Consider the following 18,339-nt stretch of genomic DNA (forward strand, 5'->3'; position numbering starts at 1 on the left):
AATTCATAGATTTGTCATCCCCGCGAAGGCAGGAGTCTAGCTGGATTCCCGCCTTCGCGGGAATGACGAAAAACGGTTATTTTGAAGGAAGAGAGAGAATGAATATACTGGTGGTACGCAACGATAAACTGGGTGATTTTATTACCGCATTGCCGACATTGTATGTCCTTAAACACCATAACCCGCAAAACCGAATCATCGCCCTTGTAGCTCCCCTAAACCGTAAACTCGCCGAATCGTGCGATTTTATCGATGAGGTGATTATCGATAATGGTGAAGATATTTTAGCACTGGCGTTGAAACTGAAACACGCCCATATCGATGCCTCAATCACCCTTTTTTCCAATACTCGCGTCGCGCTGGTGCAGTGGATTGCCCGCATTCCCATCCGAATCGCCCCCGCCACTAAAATAGCTCAAATCTTTTACAATCGCCGCATTACGCAACGTCGCAGTGAAGTAAAAATGGGAGAGTTCGAGTACAATCTTCAGCTTACCCGTGCACTTTTTCCTGAGATATCGTTGGATTTTCCCAAACCCCTTTTCCATTTTGATGAGGATATTTTCAAAACCTTTTGTGAGGAATTTACGATTACCAAACCCATCATCGCTTTTCACCCCGGTTTCGGAGGATCATCCGATGCGAATTGGACACTCCATGAGTACGTTGAACTGGTATGGATTGCCCAAGAATTTGAGAGCGTCGATATACTCATGACATTTGGCCCCGATGAAGAAAAATTGTACCATGAGGCACAAGAGTTAGTGGATGAGCGGAGGGTGAAACTTTACCGCTCACGTGGAAGTGTGGTCGATTTCGCAGCTCTTCTTAGCCGATTTAGACTCTTTGTCAGCACCTCGACGGGGACGTATCATCTAGCATCTGCCAGCGGTTGTGAAACCTTTACTTTTTTCGGTGATTCACGATTTGCTTCTGCGTTACGATGGAAAAGTATCGGAGAGGAGAGTAAACAGCACCATTTTATGATTCCATTAGAGCCAAAAGGGCGCGCAGAGATGTTTGAGCAGGTCAAGCAGGAGTTGAGAAATTTCCTCTCAGCCATCGCTTAAGTGATTTTTTAAAATTTTTAGTCCGTTTGTTAGTGTCATTATGCCGTTTCATCTCCGCAATCGTCACGGCCACATTAAATCCGCTCAATCTTGCATATTCCCGACCCATTATCTCTAACTCCTCATCGCTTGCCCAGAGTTTATTGAAGTTTTCGCAACCCTGTAGAGGAGAAATTTCTCGAAACTCCATCCGATTGATGTCAACAATGCTAAATTGATACCCGCTTTCTGTTTTTTTGATGAGAATATTACCGGGCGAATAATCGAGATGCCATACCCCTTTTTGGTGTAAACCATAGGTATAAGTGGCAAATGCGGTGAAAATGGCTTCCCTATCTTCGAGCGGTTCAAGTAGGGGTGTGCGGATGGTGAAATCGTAGTCGAAAAATTCTGAGATAAAATAGCTATCCGCCAATAGAGCTGATTCGAAAAATTCAATCAACGCAATAGGTTCAGGGGTAGCGATGTTTAACTCTTTTAGGCGAAGCGCATTGTGATACGATTTGTACGCTTTGCTTTTACGAAAATAGGTATAGACGATACGATTAAGCAGATGGGGGACTTTAAACGATTTAACAACCGTTTTAATCCCCTCTATCTCAATGATTTTGAGTTCATTGCGGGCTTTATGTATAGAGTGATTATCACCGGTAAAGATTGTTTGAATTGATTCCAATGAGTCAGAGAGATAAGCGTAGTGAAGAGGAGTGGTTAATGAAAATTTCATAATCCCAACCTTTCACAAAATTGTTCACTACTTAGGAGAAGAATATCGGGGCTATAAAAGCGTTGATCGTTGGAAATAATGCAATCGCATAAAGCTTTTTTAGCGAGGATATATTGGATGGTGTCTTCCAAATCTTTAAAATAACTGTTTTGAGCCATAAGTGCACAGGTCTCTTCAACTTCATTGTTTGAAAAATCAATTATTTTACAAAAACGATTGATTTTTGTAATTTCATTGAGTGCTTGTTTTTTGTCTTTTTTAGCACTAAGATAATAAACCGTTGTTACGATGTCGCAGCTCGTAAAAAGGTGTACGTTTCGTTGCAGTGAATCAATAATTATTTTTTTGCTCTGAATATGCGATATTCTTGTATCATCCACAAAGTCCACCAAAATATTGGCATCCAAAAAGAGTCGCTTAAACATCCATTTGTGCTTTTATTTCTTGAATAGTTAAATTTCCAAATACGCCTGAAGCGCTACCTACGATGCTCATCGCCGCTTCTAGTCTCTTTTGTTTTGCAATTTCTTCATAACGTTGTTCAATCATTTCGCTGATTGCTTTGGTTAATGAGAGGCCTTCTATTTTGGCGATCTCTTCCAAGTGGGCAACAACAGTACTGTCAAAAACGAAATTTTTACGCAATGTAGCTGACATCTGTATTCCTTGTTATGTATGAATTATTATGTATTATAACCATTTATTTCCAAAACAGTCGTTATAACGTATAATTAACGTCATAGAATAAAAAGAGGATGCTCATGTTGAATGTCATTATGTACCATCATATCAACAGTGATGACCTCCCCCTCTCTAACAGTGATTCGATGATGGAAGAGCATCTAGCATTGATTGCGGAGCGTTATACGACGGTTTTCCCCGGTGATGAGCTAAGTAAACGCTCTATTTGTTTGACGTTTGATGATGCCTACTTTGATTTTTATCATTATGTATTTCCATTGCTCAAAAAGTACAATCTTAAAGCTCTTCTTGCCGTACCTTCGGCTTATATCCTCGATGATACCGAGATTGCACTGGAAAAACGTCTCTCTTTAAAACATTGCGAAATTTACGAAAACTATCAAACTTTCGCTCCGTTTTGTACCTATGCGGAGCTAAGAGAGATGGTGAAAAGCGGACATGTAATGGTCGCTTCTCATGGGATGAACCATCTTAATTTGAGTGAAGATGGGGTTGATTTGGAGCAAGAGATTTTTGGCTCAAAAGTCGCACTCGAAGAGAAACTAGGGTTTAGGGTTGATTCGTTTGTCCTCCCCTATGGTAAATACAATGATGCAGTAGTTGCATTGGCTCGTGAACATTATTCTTACGTGTTTCGAATCGGTAATGCCCTCAACCCTTCATGGGATGGTATCGGAGGACTGATTTATCGGATAAAAGGGGATGGACTACAAAGAGCGGATGAGTTATTTGCCCCCCTCAAACAATTAGGATTTTGGTTTAAAACCGTGGTAAAAATAGTAAAAGGGTTACGATGAACGTATCGGCGGTAATGATTGTCAAAAACGGAGCACATACCATTCAACGTTCACTTGAAAGTTTGAGCGAATTTGATGATGTTATTGTCTACGATAACGGTTCGAGTGATGGGACACAAGAGATAGCCCGTAAGTTTTCCAATGTAAATCTGATTGAAGGGGAATTTGACGGATTTGGAACGACCAAAAATCGTGCGGCAAGTTTTGCCAAGAATGATTGGATTTTGATTATCGACAGTGACGAGGTGGTTGATGATGAGTTGTTGCACGCACTAAAAACCGAAATTCTGGATCCAAAAACCATCTATATTGTCAATTTTCTCGCCTATTATAAAGAGATTCCTATCCGTCATTGCGGTTGGAATAACCAAAAAATACGCCGTCTTTACAACCGAAGTGTCACGCGCTTTAATGATAATTTTGTCCATGAAAACATTATCGATGAGGGGATGAAAAAGCTCCCCATTGCTGGAAACATGAAACACTATAGCTACATGAGTATCTCTGATTTTATTGTCAAACTTGAGCGCTACTCAACCCTTTTTGCGACCGATAATGTCGGTAAAAAATCATCATCTCCCTCCAAAGCTTTTTTTAACGGACTCTACTCATTTTTCCGAACCTATATTCTCAAGCGGGGATTTTTGGACGGATATGCGGGGCTAATTATCGCATTTTCTCATATGGCGACCAATTTTTACAAATACATTAAACTGTATGAGATGAACTTAGAAGAAGAGAGTAAACGTGGCAACTAAAATCTGTGAATTATGTCTCTCTCCCGATTTGGGAGGATTAGAACTTTATATGATGCGTGCTTCGCGTTATTTGGGAGATACCTGTATTAGTGTTATCAATGAAAAAGGGAAGTTAAAGGGCTATTATGAGAATACCTCTTATCGCTATGCAACGCTAAAACGACGTAATGTTCTCCTTTCATGGCTCAATGCCCGTCACTTTGCCCGTATTATTGATGATGAAGAGATCGATATCATCCATTTGCACTGGACGAAAGATTTACCTTTGGCGATTATGGCTAAACTCCTCTCAAAGCGTCGTCCTAAAGTTGTGCAGTCTCGTCACATGACAATGACCCGTTTCAAAGACGATTTTTATCACCGATTCCTCTATAAAAATCTCGACATGATGCTCGCTGTAACTCATCAGGTAAAATCACAGATTGAAAAATTTATCCCTTTCGATATTCGACCTAAAACCGAGGTGCTCTACATCGGTGCAGAACAGCCGGCGCTAATTTCGTCTGAGGAACGTGTAGAACGCCGACGTCAACTTGGGCTTAACGATTCTTTTACGGTGGGGATTGTCGGGCGAATCGAAGAGCCGAAGGGACAGCATATTCTCCTTGAAGCGGTTAAGTCATTGCATCAAAACGGTATCGATGCCAAAGCAATGATTGTCGGTCATGCGATGGATGATGGGTATCTCCAAAAGCTTCAAAACGACTATGCTGATGTTGCAGTATTTACTGGATTTACCCGTGAAGCTCAGACGATGATGCAGTTATGTGATGTGATTGTCTTGGCAACGGAGAATGAAACATTTGGCTTGGTACTAATAGAAGCGATGATGTGTGGGGTGTGTGTCGTTGCAAGTGCCAGCGGTGGACCGTTGGAAATTATCGATGATCATGTTAATGGATTGTTCTTTAAAACGTTTGACAGTAGTGATCTGGCAGACAAGCTAATATTACTTTACCGTGATAGTACTTTTCGTCAGGTATTTGCCGAAGCAGGAAGAATCAAAGCGTTAGAAGTATTTGAGAGTGAAAAGCAGTTTGAACAGTTACAAAAAGTTTTGGAGAATTTATGAGAGCCAGTGTGATCGTAGCCGTTTACAAAGATGTAGAATCGCTTTCTTTAATCATAGAGGCGTTAAAGCATCAAACTTATAAAAATTTCGAAGTGATTATCGCCGAAGACGGAGAAAATCCTCAAATGCGAGAATATGTGATGAACATCACCGATTTGGATGTGAAACATACAACACACGAAGATACCGGAGTACGTAAGTCACGTTCTCAAAATAATGGAATTATTGCCAGCAGTGGAGAGTACCTTATTTTTATCGATGGTGATTGTGTCCCTTATACGACTTTTGTAGAAGCTCATGTAGCATTAGCCAAGCCAAAGACGGTTTTATCGGGTAGACGTGTTAATTTATCGGAATCCTTGACTAAAAAAGTGAAATCTAAAACGCTTGATTTACTAGATATCGAAAAACGGCTCTATAAATATATCGGTTTGGCATTTGAGAAAAATTCCAAATATGAGTATGGTATTTATCTCTCACCTAGAGGGTGGTTATATCCCCTTCTATCGAAACTTCGCAAAAGAAATACATCGATTTTAGGGTGTAACTTCTCATGCTTTCGAGAAGATATGATCGCATTGAACGGGTTTGATGAATCGTATGGTGAAAATTCGATTAGTGATGATACTGATTTGGATTGGCGGTTTCGTGCTGCTGGATTAGAGATCAAATCATGCAAGAATGTGGCTAATCAATTTCATCTATGGCATACGTTCAATGAACGAGACGTCGGGGCAGATTGTTGGGAAAAGATGCTCAAAAATAAAGAGAAAAACCGATTTGTATGTGAGATAGGAATCAATACTCACGTTAAATAGTTAAAATTATCCATAATATCATTCAAAAATGTATTGGTTGTTACGAAAAAATTACCTTTATTATGTTATAAATCGTATTATATAATGGAGTTTTGATGAAAGTTTTATTATTAGCTGGTGGATATGGAACACGTTTAAGTGAAGAGACCGATATACGACCAAAACCAATGGTAGAAATTGGTGGAAAACCAATACTATGGCATATAATGAAAATTTACAGTCATTATGGTTTTAATGATTTTGTTATTCTTCTAGGATATAAAGGTTACTACATCAAAGAGTATTTTGCCAACTATTTTTTGCATCAGAGTGATGTAACGATAGACATGCAAAATGGGAAGATGGAAGTTCTTAATAACTCAAGTGAGCCATGGAAAGTGACATTACTTGACACAGGATTAGAGACGATGACAGGTGGACGTGTTAAACGGGCACAGCACTTTATCGGACATGAGCCATTTATGCTTACTTATGGAGATGGAGTAAGTGATGTTAATATTGATGAACTGGTTAAATTTCATACCTCACATGGTAAAGCGATGACAATGTGTTCTACTCAGCCCGAAGGACGTTTTGGAGCATTGAATATAGAAGAAAATGGTCAAGTATCTAATTTTTTAGAAAAACCAAAAGGTGATGGTGGCTGGGTTAATATTGGTTTTTTTGTTTGTGAACCCAAAATTTTTGATTATATCTTAGATGGTGACAATACAGTATTTGAGCAAGCTCCACTTCAAACGTTGGCGCGAGAAGGTGAGATTATGACTTATAAGCATCGCGGTTTTTGGAAGCCGATGGATAGCTTAAAAGACAAAACGGATTTGAATAAGCTCTGGGATAGTAAGAATGCCCCTTGGAAAGTTTGGTAATGGATAAACTTTTTGGCGGAATCTATAAAAATAAAACTATTTTAGTAACCGGTCATACGGGATTTAAAGGCTCATGGTTAGTATACTGGCTTCATCAAATGGGTGCTCATGTTATCGGTTATTCGCTTCCTGCCCCTACAGAACCAAATCACATTGAATTGCTCAATCTCGATATCACCTCTATTATTGGTGATATCCGAGATTTGGATAAACTTAATCAAACGTTTGCAACTTATAAACCTGAAATCGTCTTTCATCTTGCCGCTCAACCACTTGTGCGTCTTTCGTACGAAAATCCGATTGAAACGTATGAAACCAATGTGATTGGAACGCTAAAAGTTTTCGAAGCGTGTCGTGCAAACAGTGTTAAAGCAATCGTCAATATCACCAGTGACAAAGCCTATGAAAACCGTGAATGGGTCTGGGGATACCGTGAAAATGATCCAATGGGAGGATATGATCCCTATAGCTCTTCCAAAGGGTGTGCCGATTTGCTTGCCAACTCGTACCGGAACTCCTATTTCAATCCTGCCGAATATAAAAAATCACATAACACTCTTCTGGCATCGTGCCGTGCGGGTAATGTAATTGGCGGTGGAGACTGGGCAAAAGATCGTCTTATGACCGATATTATGCTTTCTGTGTCACAAGGTAAAAAAGTGAGTATCCGTAACCCCTATGCTACCCGTCCGTGGCAACATGTCCTTGAACCTCTGAGCGGCTATTTGGCTATTGGGCAAAAGTTGTTAGAAGAGAAAGTGGAATTTGGTGAAGCGTGGAATTTTGGTCCTAGTGATGAGGGAAGCATTACGGTTGAAGAGGTCGTAAACCATGTCAAAAAACATTGGGATAAAATCGATTATGAGATCCATCGAGATCCCCATCAACTTCATGAGGCCAATCTTTTGAAACTCGATTGTTCAAAAGCCCATATCCGTTTACAATGGAAAGATGTGTGGGATAGCGAAACTACGTTTGAAAAGACGGTGAAATGGTATAAAAATTTTTACGAAAGCGGCAATGTCACCACTGAAAAAGATTTATTGGACTATATAACTGAGGCAAAAACTAAAAAATTACTATGGACAAGAGGATAATGATGACCCAAGCAGAACAACTCAAACAAGAGATTTTAGCCAAAACTAAAGAGTATTATGAGCTCGTACATAAGCCGATGCAAGAAAAAGCATTTGTATCCGGAAAAAGCCGAGTCAACTATGCAGGTCGTGTTTTTGATGAAAAAGAGATGATTAACCTCGTTGATAGCAGTCTTGACTTTTGGCTTACTTACGGTGATTACTCGAAACAATTTGAGAAAAAACTTGCTGATTATCTCGGTGTTCGATGGACATTCTTGGTTAACAGTGGAAGCTCGGCAAATTTGCTCGCTTTTTACGCTCTTACCTCTCCTTTGTTAAAAGAGCGACAAGTAAAGCGTGGGGATGAAGTGATCACCGTAGCAGCAGGATTTCCGACAACGGTTGCTCCGATTGTCCAATACGGTGCTGTTCCTGTTTTCGTCGATATGGAATTAACCCACTTTAATATCGATGTTACCCAACTCGAACAGGCACTCAGCCCAAAAACCAAAGCAGTGATGATCGCACACACGTTGGGGAACCCGTTTAACCTCCGTGCGGTAAAAGAGTTTTGTGACAACCATAACCTTTGGCTGATTGAAGATAACTGTGACGCGCTTGGCTCTACCTATGAGGGAAAACCTACGGGGACATGGGGTGACATCGGAACATCGAGTTTTTATCCTCCTCACCATATGACGATGGGTGAAGGGGGCGCGACCTATACCGATAATCCACTTTTGAAAAAAATCATGCTTAGTATGCGCGACTGGGGACGAGATTGCTGGTGTGAGAGTGGTGTGGATAATACCTGTGGATGCCGTTTTTCACAAAGCTTTGGAACGTTGCCAAAAGGGTATGATCACAAATACGTCTACAGTCATTTCGGTTTCAACCTCAAAGTCTCCGATATGCAAGCGGCTATCGGTGTAGCACAACTCGAAAAATTCCCAACATTTGTTGAAAAGCGCAAAGAAAATTTTGCAAAGCTGTACGAAGGACTCCAAGGTGCTGAAGGATTGATTTTAAATTCTGCAACACCTAACAGTGACCCAAGCTGGTTTGGATTTATGATTACGCTTGCAGATGGTGTCACTTTTAGTCGTAACGAACTGGTAGAGCATCTCGAAAATGCCAATATCCAAACCCGTAATCTTTTTGCCGGAAATATGCTTCGCCATCCGATGTTTGATAGCATGGTAGAGGGGAGTGATTATCGAGTAATCGGTGATTTGCCAAATACTGACAAAATCATGAACGACAGCTTTTGGATTGGTCTTTATCCTGGGATGGGTGATGATGCCATCGGATATATGGTTTCTAAGATTCGGGAGTTTGTAAAATGAGTTACTGGGGCAGCTATGTGAGTACTCATAATTTAAAATACGGAAATATGTAGTGTTTAAATTAATGAAAGTGGCTGTATGACTATATTATTAACGGGTGCAACAGGATTTTTAGGTAGTCATATTCTTGATGCTTTAGTGGCTCAAGGACATACAGTTATCATACTCAAACGTTCATCCAGTAAATTAAATAGGATAAAACATTTAATAAATAATATAGTTATGTATGATATTGATAAACAGCATCTTGCTGATATCTTTAAAAAATTTCACATTGAAATGATTATTCATTGTGCTACCAACTATGGACGATCTCAAAGAAAAGCAGATGAAATAGTAGAAGCAAATTTAATGCTTCCATTAAAACTACTATTACTTGGGATCGAACACGGGATTAAAACTTTTATAAATACAGATACTTTATTGGACAAGCGAGTAAATGAGTATTCTTTATCTAAAAAACAATTTTTAGATTGGCTTAAAATTTATTCTGATTCAATTTATGCAATTAATATTGCACTTGAACATTTTTATGGTCCAAATGATGATCCAAGTAAATTTACGACGTATGTGATTAAATCTATGCTTGATCATGTGAAACAACTTGATTTAACTCTTGGACAACAAAAAAGGGATTTTATATATATTGATGATGTTGTAGAAGTTTTTTTAACACTTGTTAATTCAATCAAGAATGAATCTTGTGGATTTATAGAGTATGAAGTTGGTACGGGAGAATTAACAACAATAGAAGAGTTTGTTAAAATGGTAAAAGTTATTACAATTAATGAAAATACTCTACTTAATTTTGGTGCAGTTCCCTATAGAAAAAATGAGCCGATGGAAAGTCATGTAAATCTTATTGCTTTGAAAAAATTAGGATGGGAAGCAAAAATAGATTTATTAGAAGGGCTCAAAAAAACAATTTTAATTGAGGAAAACAATATATGAAGTACCTTATAACTGGTGGATGTGGCTTTTTAGGTTCAAACATTGCAAATAAAATTATACAAAATGGGGATGATTTAATTATTTTTGATAATTTAAGTCGGTATGGAAGTGATCAAAATCTTGAATGGTTAAACAAACAAGGGCAATTTACATTCACTCATGGAGATATAAGAAATTTAAATGATATAGAAATGGTTATTAAAGAACAACGTCCGGATATAATATATCATTTAGCAGGACAAGTTGCAATGACAACATCAATTTTAAATCCTAGGTTAGATTTTGAAATAAATGTTTTAGGTAGTTTTAATCTCCTTGAATCTGTAAGAAAATTCTCACCTGAAAGCATAATAGTTTATTCTTCTACAAATAAAGTATATGGAGATTTAGAGCAATTTGAATATGAAGAAACAACATCAAGGTATTCGTGCTTGACATTTCCAAAAGGTTTTAGTGAATCAATCACGCTTGATTTTCATTCTCCATACGGTGTATCCAAAGGTTCCGCAGATCAATACATGCTAGACTATGCTCGAATTTTTGGATTAAAAACAGTCGTGTTTAGACACTCATCAATGTACGGTGGCCGTCAGTTTTCAACTTACGATCAAGGTTGGCTTGGATGGTTTATTCAAAAAGCTATTGAAATTAAAAATGAAACGGCAAAAGATATGTTTACTATTTCGGGCAATGGGAAACAAGTTAGAGATTTACTGCATGCAGATGATATTGTTAAGTTGTATCTTTTAGCTCCAGAAAAAATTAATGCACTAAAAGGGGAAGCATTTAATATTGGAGGAGGGATGAAAAATTCTTTTTCTTTGCTTGAGTTATTTCTATTTCTAGAAAAAGAGTTAAATATCAAGATGAGCTATATTCAGCTTCCTCCTAGAGAAAGTGATCAAAAGGTTTTTGTTGCAGATTTATCAAAAATTGAGCAACGTACAGGATGGTATCCTAATGTAACAAAAGAAGATGGGGTGAGAAATAGTATGAATTGGTTGGAGAGTTTAGCGTGAGTGTATGTATGCTTTCTGTTGTATTACCTTGCTATCAAGAAGAAGAAAATCTTAGAGTGCTCATCCCAAGATTAGAATCGACGTTAGAACTTTATGACTATGAAATTATTATTGTGGATACGAATAAAGAGTTAGATGGAACAAAACAATTTTGTGAAACGCAGTTAAACAAGCGCATAAGATATATTAATCGTGAACCTCATAATTATTATGCGGATGCTGTAAGAACAGGGTTGAGAGAGTGTAGAGGTGAATATATAATATTTATGGATGCGGATGGTTCCCATTCTCCAGAATTTATTCTTACCATGTTAGAGGATAGAGAAAATTATGATTTGATAATTGCTTCACGTTATATTGAAGGTGGATATACTGAAAATAATAAAATTTTAGTCGTTATGTCTCAGATAGTAAACATACTGTATAAATTTGTTATTGGTATAAAGTGCTATGATGTATCAAATAGTTTTAGATTATATAATGCGGATCAATTGAAAAAATTAACTCTTAGTTGTAACAATTTTGATGTAGTTGAAGAAATACTCTTTAAACTCGTAAGAAACAAAAAAGAATTTAGATTAAAAGAGCTTCCTTATAGTTTTAAACAAAGACTTTTTGGTATCACAAAAAGAAGTCTAGTAGCTTTTATCGCATCCTATTTAAAAACATTTTTAAAACTTTTTATTCAAGATAAGTTAGTGAATAGGAGATGGTAATGACTAAAGACACAAAAATTGAAATCATATCAGCGATAGTAATTTTTGGATTTTTTTTATCAGTTGTGATTTCTTATATTAATGGTTATTATTTAAAAATGGCTTATCCCTATAATACATTTTTATTTATTCCAGAGGTTAAATTTACTGATTTCATTAGTGAGGTTAATTTAGCAAGTAATCTAAATCCATATACTAATGATAATGGTGTTGTAAAAGCTGTTTATTACCCTTTTTCTTACCTTCTATTATATGTTTTTTCATTATTTGGGAAATATTCTTTATTATTGAGTATCGGTGTTTTTACTGTTTTATTTGTTTTTACTGCCAATAGTTATTTTAAGCCTAAACATTTTAGTAGTTATAAAAATATCCTTTTGTTAATATTTCTCTCATATCCATTTCTTTTTGATTTAGATAGAGCTAATATTGAGTGGATGGTTTTTTTATTTACGAGTTGGTCTTTGTATTTTTACTATGAAAACAAACATAATTTAGCAATTGTTTTTTTAAGCATGGCTGTAAGTATGAAGTTCTACCCAATAATCTTTTTGACTCTTTTTTTACTTGATAAAAAATATACAGTAATGGTAAAAACGATACTTTTAACATCGTTGATTACATTAATTTCCATGTATAGTTTTTCGGGTGAATTAAATGAAACGTATAAAAATATTTTACTAGGGCAGCAATTTTTTAAAGATAACTATGTTTTAGCTGATTTTGGAGGATTGGCTTACAACAACAGCCTTTTTGGAATTCTCAAATTTGTTAATTTAGCAATGAAAAAAGTAATAGGTATAAAGCTATTATCGTTAGTATATTTTATAACTGTAATATCAATTTATAGCTCACTTGTTTACTTTATGTGGCGTAAAAATTTAAAAAGATGGGAAAAGATAACTATTATTACATTTAGTATGTTGCTTTTTCCATTTGTAAGCTTTGATTATAAATTACTATTTGTTTTTATCCCGATTTTTTATTTTATTCGTGAAGAAGATACACATCATACTATGGGAATGATTCCAATTGTACTATTCGCATTACTATTGATTCCCAAAAATTTTTATTTTATATATGCCAATATATCAATATCAATTTTACTAAACCCATTAATTATGGTTTCTTTAATATTGATAGTTTTATCAAACAACTCTAATAATAAAAAGGTGACAAATTGATAAAAGTTAGTGATTTCATCGCCCAATTTTTAGCAGATCATAATGATACGGCTAAAACAGTTTTTCTCGTTTCCGGTGGCGGAAATATGCATATTATCGACGGAATCGGCAAAAATAGTGGGTTGAAATATGTGTGTAATCACCATGAGCAAGCGTGTGCAATAGCCGCAGAGGGGTATGCACGAGTATCCAATAAAATAGGTATTGCTGTCGTAACCACTGGTCCTGGAGGGACGAATGCGATTACAGGTGTGATGGGCGGATGGGTCGATTCAATCCCGATGCTCATTATCTCAGGTCAGGTGAAATTTGAAACAACGATTGCTTCTCAACCAGAACTCAATCTCCGTCAGATCGGTGATCAGGAGATCAATATCGTCGATATTGTCAAACCGATTACCAAATACGCCGTTATGGTGAGGGATAAAAATAAAATCCGTGCTCATTTAGAGGAAGCGGTTTATTGGGCGAAAAACGGCCGTCCGGGTCCCGTATGGATCGATGTACCACTTGATATACAGGGTGCAATGGTCGAAGAGGATGCACTGGTAGGGTTTATTCCCCCTGATGAACCTCTGTATGATTGTCAAATTGATACAGTAATCGATGCACTTAAAAATGCAAAACGTCCAGTTATCATTGCCGGAAATGGCATTACTCTCTCTGGTGGTGTAGAACAATTTCGAAAACTGGCATCGACACTTAATATCCCTGTTATTGCAACATTTGCCCGTTATGATATTGTCAAAGACGATGACCCGTTTTATTTTGGACGTTCGGGATCATTAGGACATCGTGCTGGAAATTTTGTAGTTCAGAACAGTGATTTGATTATCACCATCGGTGCAAGACTCAATATTCGGGTAGTTAGTTATAACTGGGAGTTTTTTGCCCGTGAAGCCAAAAAAATTGTGGTTGACATTGACCCGAACGAGTTGAAAAAACATACGGTAGAAATTGATATACCGATTGAAGCGGATGCCAAAGTTTTTTGTAGCGAGTTATTAGAAGCGACTGATTCTGCCAAATTACCATCATACAGTGAGTGGATTGAACGATGTCAGCACTATCGCCGTGATTTTCCTACGATTACAACTGAGCGTCAAGTGGTTAACGACGTAGTAGATTCGTATAATTTGTATGATGTATTTTCAAACGTTTCAAGAGATGACGATATTTTTGTTTTCGGAAACGGTACAGCCTGTGTAGCATCTTACCAGAGTTTGCGTTTACGAAAAAACCAAAAAGTGGTGGTAAATTCCGGTTGTGCATCGATGGGATACGATGTGCCTGCTGCTATCGGAGCGTGCTATGCGAATGATCAGCATGATGTTATCTGTGTGACGGGTGATGGAAGTTTGCAAATGAATATCCAAGAATTCCAAACGATTATCCACAATCAGCTCCCGATTAAACTGTTCGTCCTCAACAATGACGGCTATATCTCTATCCGCAATACTCAAGGGGGCTTTTTCAAAGGGCACTATGTCGGTTCAACCCATGAGAGCGGAGTGAGTTGCCCCGATACGATTAAAATCGCTCAGGCATATGGTTTTACAACCTATAAAATTGACAATCAAAACGATCTTGCTAATGATATATCCAAAGTCCTTGCTATGAAGGGACCGGTAGTGTGTGAAGTGATGCTCAGTCCGAGCGAAAAGATGGAACCGAAACTCTCTTCTGAAGCGAAACCGGATGGGCGAATGGTTTCTAAACCGTTGGAAGATATGTTTCCTTTCTTAGATCGAGAAATATTTAATGCCAACATGATTGTAAAGACCATCGATGAATAAGCAAACTGTTCTTATTACCGGAGCATCCAAAGGGATCGGTAAAGCAATTGCCGATTTATTAAGAGAGCAAAATATTTATGAGGTATTGATCCCTTCTCATCATGAACTTGATCTTTCAAGCAAAGAGTCTATTAAAAAGTATTGTGCACAACATCCTACTATTGATATTTTGATTAATAATGCCGGAATTAATATTCTCGGTGCGGTAGATAGCATTAGCGATGATGATATGGATACGATGCTAGGGACGAATCTAATCGGACCAATCGCTTTAATTCGAGCCGTAGTCCCATCAATGAAAGATAGTGGATCTGGGAAAATAGTTAATATCAGCTCGATTTGGGGAATACGATCAAAAGAGAATCGGACATTGTACTCCGCAACAAAATTTGCTCTTAATGGGGTAACAAAAGCACTATCGCGAGAATTAGGTGAACATAATATTTTGGTCAACTCGCTGTGCCCTGGATATGTCAATACCGAATTAACCCAAAAGAATGTTCCGCCCGAAGAACAACAAAAAATCAAAGCGACTATCCCCTTGGGACGTTTTGCTGAACCAAGTGAAATTGCAAAAACGGTAGCTTTTTTGATCTCTTCGGATAATACCTACATAACAGGACAGACGATAATCATTGATGGAGGCTTCTTGGCATGACACAACTTCAAATACACTCGAATCTCAGAGATTATACGGTCTCTTTTGAAGAGAATTTTAATTTTTTACAATCATTTAGAGAGATTGAGCATAAATGTGTCATGATTGACCGTAATGTTGCTACCCTCTATCAAAATTATTTCGATGCAGTGTTTAAAGAAGATGAGATCATTTTATTTGATGCCATCGAAGAGAACAAAACACTGGACTATGCGAGTATATTGATCGAACAAATCATTGCGAAAGCAGCCAAAAAGAATCTGACAGTGATTTCGATCGGTGGAGGGATTACTCAAGATTTGACTGGTTTTATTGCTTCAACACTCTATCGTGGTGTAAACTGGATTTTTGTTCCGACTACTTTTTTAGCACAGACGGACAGTTGTATCGGGAGTAAAACATCGATCAATTTTAAATCCTTTAAAAATCTATTGGGAACATTTTACCCACCGTCCAAAATCTACATCAACCCCGCTTTTTTACAAACTTTAACCCCTCTTGATTTTTATAGCGGTATCGGAGAAACGATCAAGTTTCAACTTATGAAAGAAGAACCTAATAAAAACTTTGATCAGATTATAGAAACGATCGAGAAAGCGAAACAAGATCGTACTAAGCTATTACCATTGATCGAAGATAATATGCGGGTGAAACTCTCCTATATGGAGGGTGATGAATTTGATCAGGGGCGACGCAATTTACTCAATTACGGGCATTGTTTAGGTCATGCGCTCGAGACGGTAACCGATTATTATGTTCCGCATGGTATTGCAGTGACGGTAGGGATGATTTTTGCTAATGCTGTTTCTCTGAAACGAGGGTGGATGAGTATAGAGTTATTTGATCATCTCAATGAAAAGCTCTTTGCCCCAAATATACCGCTAAATCTTGAGGATAGTCATTTTGATCGAGAACGGTTATTACAGGCAATGAAAAATGATAAAAAGCGTATCGGCAAGGCTTTAACGGCAATTATACCGGATAGCTCTTTTGCAATGCAGAAGATGGACGATATAGAAGAAGAAGAGTTTGATTATGCGTTAAACGTGACGAGAAATTTTTTAGTGGGGAGAACAATATGAATATTATCGAACGCGAGATGGTAGAGGTTTTAACAAAGCTTAAAAATGAGTATGGTGTCATTGAGATTAAAGCTGAATATGAAAATGAGGGTAGTAGACAAGACGAACTCATGCGATTAAAAGATGTTGCCGGAAAAGTAAATTTACCGATTATTATCAAAATCGGAGGAGTTGAAGCAATTACCGATATTTATAATGCTATTACGCTGGGAGTATCAGGGATAATAGCTCCAATGGCAGAAACGAAGTTTGCTGTAAGTAAATTTGTCAATGCTGTGGATACATTTGTTGCTGAGGATAATCGTGAAGATATCGAGTTTGCATTCAATGTGGAAACTATTACCGCTTATAACAATATTGATGATATCTTAAGTCTTGAAAATATTAATTTACTCTCTGGTGTTACTATCGGTAGGGTAGATTTTACAGCATCCATGGAGAAAGACAGAAATTTTGCGGATAGTGATGAAATGCTTGAATATTGTACAAAAATATTTCAAAAATCGAGAGCAAAAGGTCTCAAATGTGGATTGGGCGGAGCAATATCTACTAATTCGTCTGAATTTATAAAATCACTGGTTTCACAAAATTTGATCGATAAATATGAAACTAGAAAAATTGTCTATAATAAAGATGCAATACATAACATTTCGGATGGTATTTTAGCGGGTGTTGAGTTTGAACTACTATGGCTTAAAAGCAAACGAAGATATTATCAACGTATTAAAAGTGAAGATGAAAAAAGAATTGAGATGTTGGAAAAACGTTTAGGGCAAAAATGAATATTTTTATTACCGGAGCTCACGGCTTTGTCGGTCGTAATTTAACCGAGTATCTTAGTCGTACATCCAAATACACATTATTTACCCCTAAAAGCAGTGAACTCAATCTATTGGATGAAAATGCAGTTGATGAATACGTTAGCAACCATAATATAGAGATTATCATACATGGTGCTAACCGAGGAGGCGGGCGCGATACTGCTGAGATAAATGATGTCGTTCATACGAATCTTCGGATGTTTTTTAATATCGCTAAACAATCCACAAAAGTAAAAAAGATTATTCACCTAGGAAGTGGTGCGGAGTACGGTAAACATAAACCGATAGTAGATGCTCTCGAAGTGGATGCTTTATTGGCATTGCCGCAGGATGATTATGGATTTTATAAATCTATCTGTGCCCGTTATATTGATAGATGTGACAATATTTATAATCTCCGTATTTTTGGAGCATACGGGAAATATGAGAACTATCGATTTAAATTTATCTCCAATGCCATCGTCAAAAATCTTTTAGGGCTTCCGATAGAGATTATGCAAAATGTCTATTTCGATTATATTGATATCGATGATATGGTGGCAATGATTAAGTATTTTATTGAGCATGATGGACAATATCGCACCTATAATATCTCCAAAGGGGAGAAAGTAGATTTAGTAACTTTGGCGCAAACGATCAATGAAGTGAGTGAATTTAAATCAGATATTACCGTTAAAAATTTGGGTTTAAATCTAGAATATACTTCATTAAACAATCGCATAATGAGTGAGTATCGTTTTCACTTATCAACACACAGGGAAACTATCACACGTCTGATGGATTACTATCGAGGTATATTGCCACAGATTGATGTGGATGAGATCAGAGGCGATGATTTAGCAAAAAAAATTGCTGTTGCAAAAAAATTATGAAA

Annotated in this window: 20 protein-coding genes; 17 read left to right on the forward strand and 3 right to left on the reverse strand. The window is 37.2% G+C overall.

All coding sequences use genetic code 11. The features are described from left to right. Positions 1 to 98 precede the first annotated feature (98 nt). The gene (locus PHC76_RS01620; protein ID WP_299970756.1) at positions 99 to 1,070 is read left to right on the forward strand and encodes a glycosyltransferase family 9 protein; all 972 of its coding nucleotides are present in this window, start codon (positions 99 to 101) and stop codon (positions 1,068 to 1,070) included. On the opposite strand, the gene PHC76_RS01625 is transcribed toward PHC76_RS01620, so the two are convergent. The 3 genes from PHC76_RS01625 to PHC76_RS01635 are packed head-to-tail and all read right to left on the reverse strand — an operon-like array spanning position 1,030 to position 2,454. After that, positions 1,030 to 1,797 (reverse strand): lipopolysaccharide kinase InaA family protein, encoded by a 768-nt coding sequence (locus PHC76_RS01625; protein ID WP_299970758.1) that lies wholly within the window; start codon positions 1,795 to 1,797, stop codon positions 1,030 to 1,032. The two genes, PHC76_RS01620 and PHC76_RS01625, sit on opposite strands and share 41 nt — an antisense overlap. Further along, complete coding sequence (locus PHC76_RS01630) at positions 1,794 to 2,222, reverse strand: PIN domain-containing protein (RefSeq protein WP_299970761.1); 429 nt, start codon at positions 2,220 to 2,222, stop codon at positions 1,794 to 1,796. Before PHC76_RS01630 ends, PHC76_RS01625 begins: the two co-directional genes overlap by 4 nt. Then, positions 2,215 to 2,454 carry a hypothetical protein gene (locus tag PHC76_RS01635; RefSeq protein ID WP_299970764.1) on the reverse strand — a complete coding sequence of 80 codons (240 nt, stop codon included), beginning with the start codon at positions 2,452 to 2,454 and terminating at the stop codon, positions 2,215 to 2,217. The genes PHC76_RS01630 and PHC76_RS01635 overlap by 8 nt, the downstream gene beginning before the upstream one ends. A 104-nt stretch (positions 2,455 to 2,558) precedes the next feature. Here PHC76_RS01635 and PHC76_RS01640 point away from each other — a divergent pair, with 104 nt between their 5' ends. The 16 genes from PHC76_RS01640 (at position 2,559) to PHC76_RS01715 (ending at position 18,337) form a co-directional block, all read left to right on the forward strand. After that, positions 2,559 to 3,296 (forward strand): polysaccharide deacetylase family protein, encoded by a 738-nt coding sequence (locus PHC76_RS01640; protein WP_299970767.1) that lies wholly within the window; start codon positions 2,559 to 2,561, stop codon positions 3,294 to 3,296. Continuing rightward, positions 3,293 to 4,054, forward strand: coding sequence for a glycosyltransferase family 2 protein (locus tag PHC76_RS01645; RefSeq protein WP_299970769.1), 762 nt, complete (start codon positions 3,293 to 3,295; stop codon positions 4,052 to 4,054). Before PHC76_RS01640 ends, PHC76_RS01645 begins: the two co-directional genes overlap by 4 nt. Beyond that, positions 4,044 to 5,126 carry a glycosyltransferase family 4 protein gene (locus PHC76_RS01650; RefSeq protein WP_299970772.1) on the forward strand — a complete coding sequence of 361 codons (1,083 nt, stop codon included), beginning with the start codon at positions 4,044 to 4,046 and terminating at the stop codon, positions 5,124 to 5,126. Before PHC76_RS01645 ends, PHC76_RS01650 begins: the two co-directional genes overlap by 11 nt. Then, positions 5,123 to 5,944 (forward strand): glycosyltransferase, encoded by an 822-nt coding sequence (locus PHC76_RS01655; protein WP_299970775.1) that lies wholly within the window; start codon positions 5,123 to 5,125, stop codon positions 5,942 to 5,944. Before PHC76_RS01650 ends, PHC76_RS01655 begins: the two co-directional genes overlap by 4 nt. Before the next feature lie 95 nt (positions 5,945 to 6,039). Further along, complete coding sequence (gene rfbF / locus PHC76_RS01660; protein ID WP_299970776.1) at positions 6,040 to 6,813, forward strand: glucose-1-phosphate cytidylyltransferase; 774 nt, start codon at positions 6,040 to 6,042, stop codon at positions 6,811 to 6,813. Next, positions 6,813 to 7,910: a CDP-glucose 4,6-dehydratase gene (gene rfbG / locus PHC76_RS01665; RefSeq protein ID WP_299970778.1), complete on the forward strand. Its 1,098-nt coding sequence runs from the start codon at positions 6,813 to 6,815 to the stop codon at positions 7,908 to 7,910. The genes rfbF and rfbG overlap by 1 nt, the downstream gene beginning before the upstream one ends. Positions 7,911 to 7,912: 2 nt before the next feature. Beyond that, a complete protein-coding gene (gene rfbH / locus PHC76_RS01670) occupies positions 7,913 to 9,238 on the forward strand; it encodes a lipopolysaccharide biosynthesis protein RfbH (protein ID WP_299970889.1) in 1,326 nt (441 codons plus the stop codon). Between the two features lie 78 nt (positions 9,239 to 9,316). Then, the gene (locus tag PHC76_RS01675) at positions 9,317 to 10,189 is read left to right on the forward strand and encodes an NAD(P)-dependent oxidoreductase (RefSeq protein ID WP_299970782.1); all 873 of its coding nucleotides are present in this window, start codon (positions 9,317 to 9,319) and stop codon (positions 10,187 to 10,189) included. Beyond that, positions 10,186 to 11,208 (forward strand): GDP-mannose 4,6-dehydratase, encoded by a 1,023-nt coding sequence (locus PHC76_RS01680; protein ID WP_299970786.1) that lies wholly within the window; start codon positions 10,186 to 10,188, stop codon positions 11,206 to 11,208. The genes PHC76_RS01675 and PHC76_RS01680 overlap by 4 nt, the downstream gene beginning before the upstream one ends. An 8-nt stretch (positions 11,209 to 11,216) precedes the next feature. Beyond that, a complete protein-coding gene (locus PHC76_RS01685; RefSeq protein ID WP_300209745.1) occupies positions 11,217 to 11,924 on the forward strand; it encodes a glycosyltransferase in 708 nt (235 codons plus the stop codon). Then, a complete protein-coding gene (locus tag PHC76_RS01690; RefSeq protein ID WP_299970791.1) occupies positions 11,924 to 13,108 on the forward strand; it encodes a glycosyltransferase 87 family protein in 1,185 nt (394 codons plus the stop codon). Before PHC76_RS01685 ends, PHC76_RS01690 begins: the two co-directional genes overlap by 1 nt. Then, a complete protein-coding gene (locus tag PHC76_RS01695; protein WP_299970793.1) occupies positions 13,105 to 14,904 on the forward strand; it encodes a thiamine pyrophosphate-binding protein in 1,800 nt (599 codons plus the stop codon). Before PHC76_RS01690 ends, PHC76_RS01695 begins: the two co-directional genes overlap by 4 nt. Further along, entirely contained in the window at positions 14,897 to 15,562 is a 666-nt protein-coding gene (locus PHC76_RS01700) for an SDR family oxidoreductase (protein WP_299970795.1), read from the forward strand. The genes PHC76_RS01695 and PHC76_RS01700 overlap by 8 nt, the downstream gene beginning before the upstream one ends. Next, the gene (locus PHC76_RS01705) at positions 15,559 to 16,644 is read left to right on the forward strand and encodes an AroB-related putative sugar phosphate phospholyase (cyclizing) (RefSeq protein WP_299970797.1); all 1,086 of its coding nucleotides are present in this window, start codon (positions 15,559 to 15,561) and stop codon (positions 16,642 to 16,644) included. Before PHC76_RS01700 ends, PHC76_RS01705 begins: the two co-directional genes overlap by 4 nt. Beyond that, positions 16,641 to 17,426, forward strand: a complete 786-nt coding sequence (locus PHC76_RS01710; RefSeq protein WP_299970800.1) for an aldolase/citrate lyase family protein — start codon at positions 16,641 to 16,643, stop codon at positions 17,424 to 17,426. The genes PHC76_RS01705 and PHC76_RS01710 overlap by 4 nt, the downstream gene beginning before the upstream one ends. Next, on the forward strand, positions 17,423 to 18,337 hold the full coding sequence (locus PHC76_RS01715; protein WP_299970803.1) for an NAD(P)-dependent oxidoreductase: 915 nt from the start codon (positions 17,423 to 17,425) through the stop codon (positions 18,335 to 18,337). The genes PHC76_RS01710 and PHC76_RS01715 overlap by 4 nt, the downstream gene beginning before the upstream one ends. The last annotated feature ends 2 nt before the right edge of the window (positions 18,338 to 18,339 follow it).

This window comes from Sulfuricurvum sp., from assembly GCF_028710345.1.
Lineage (GTDB): Bacteria > Campylobacterota > Campylobacteria > Campylobacterales > Sulfurimonadaceae > Sulfuricurvum.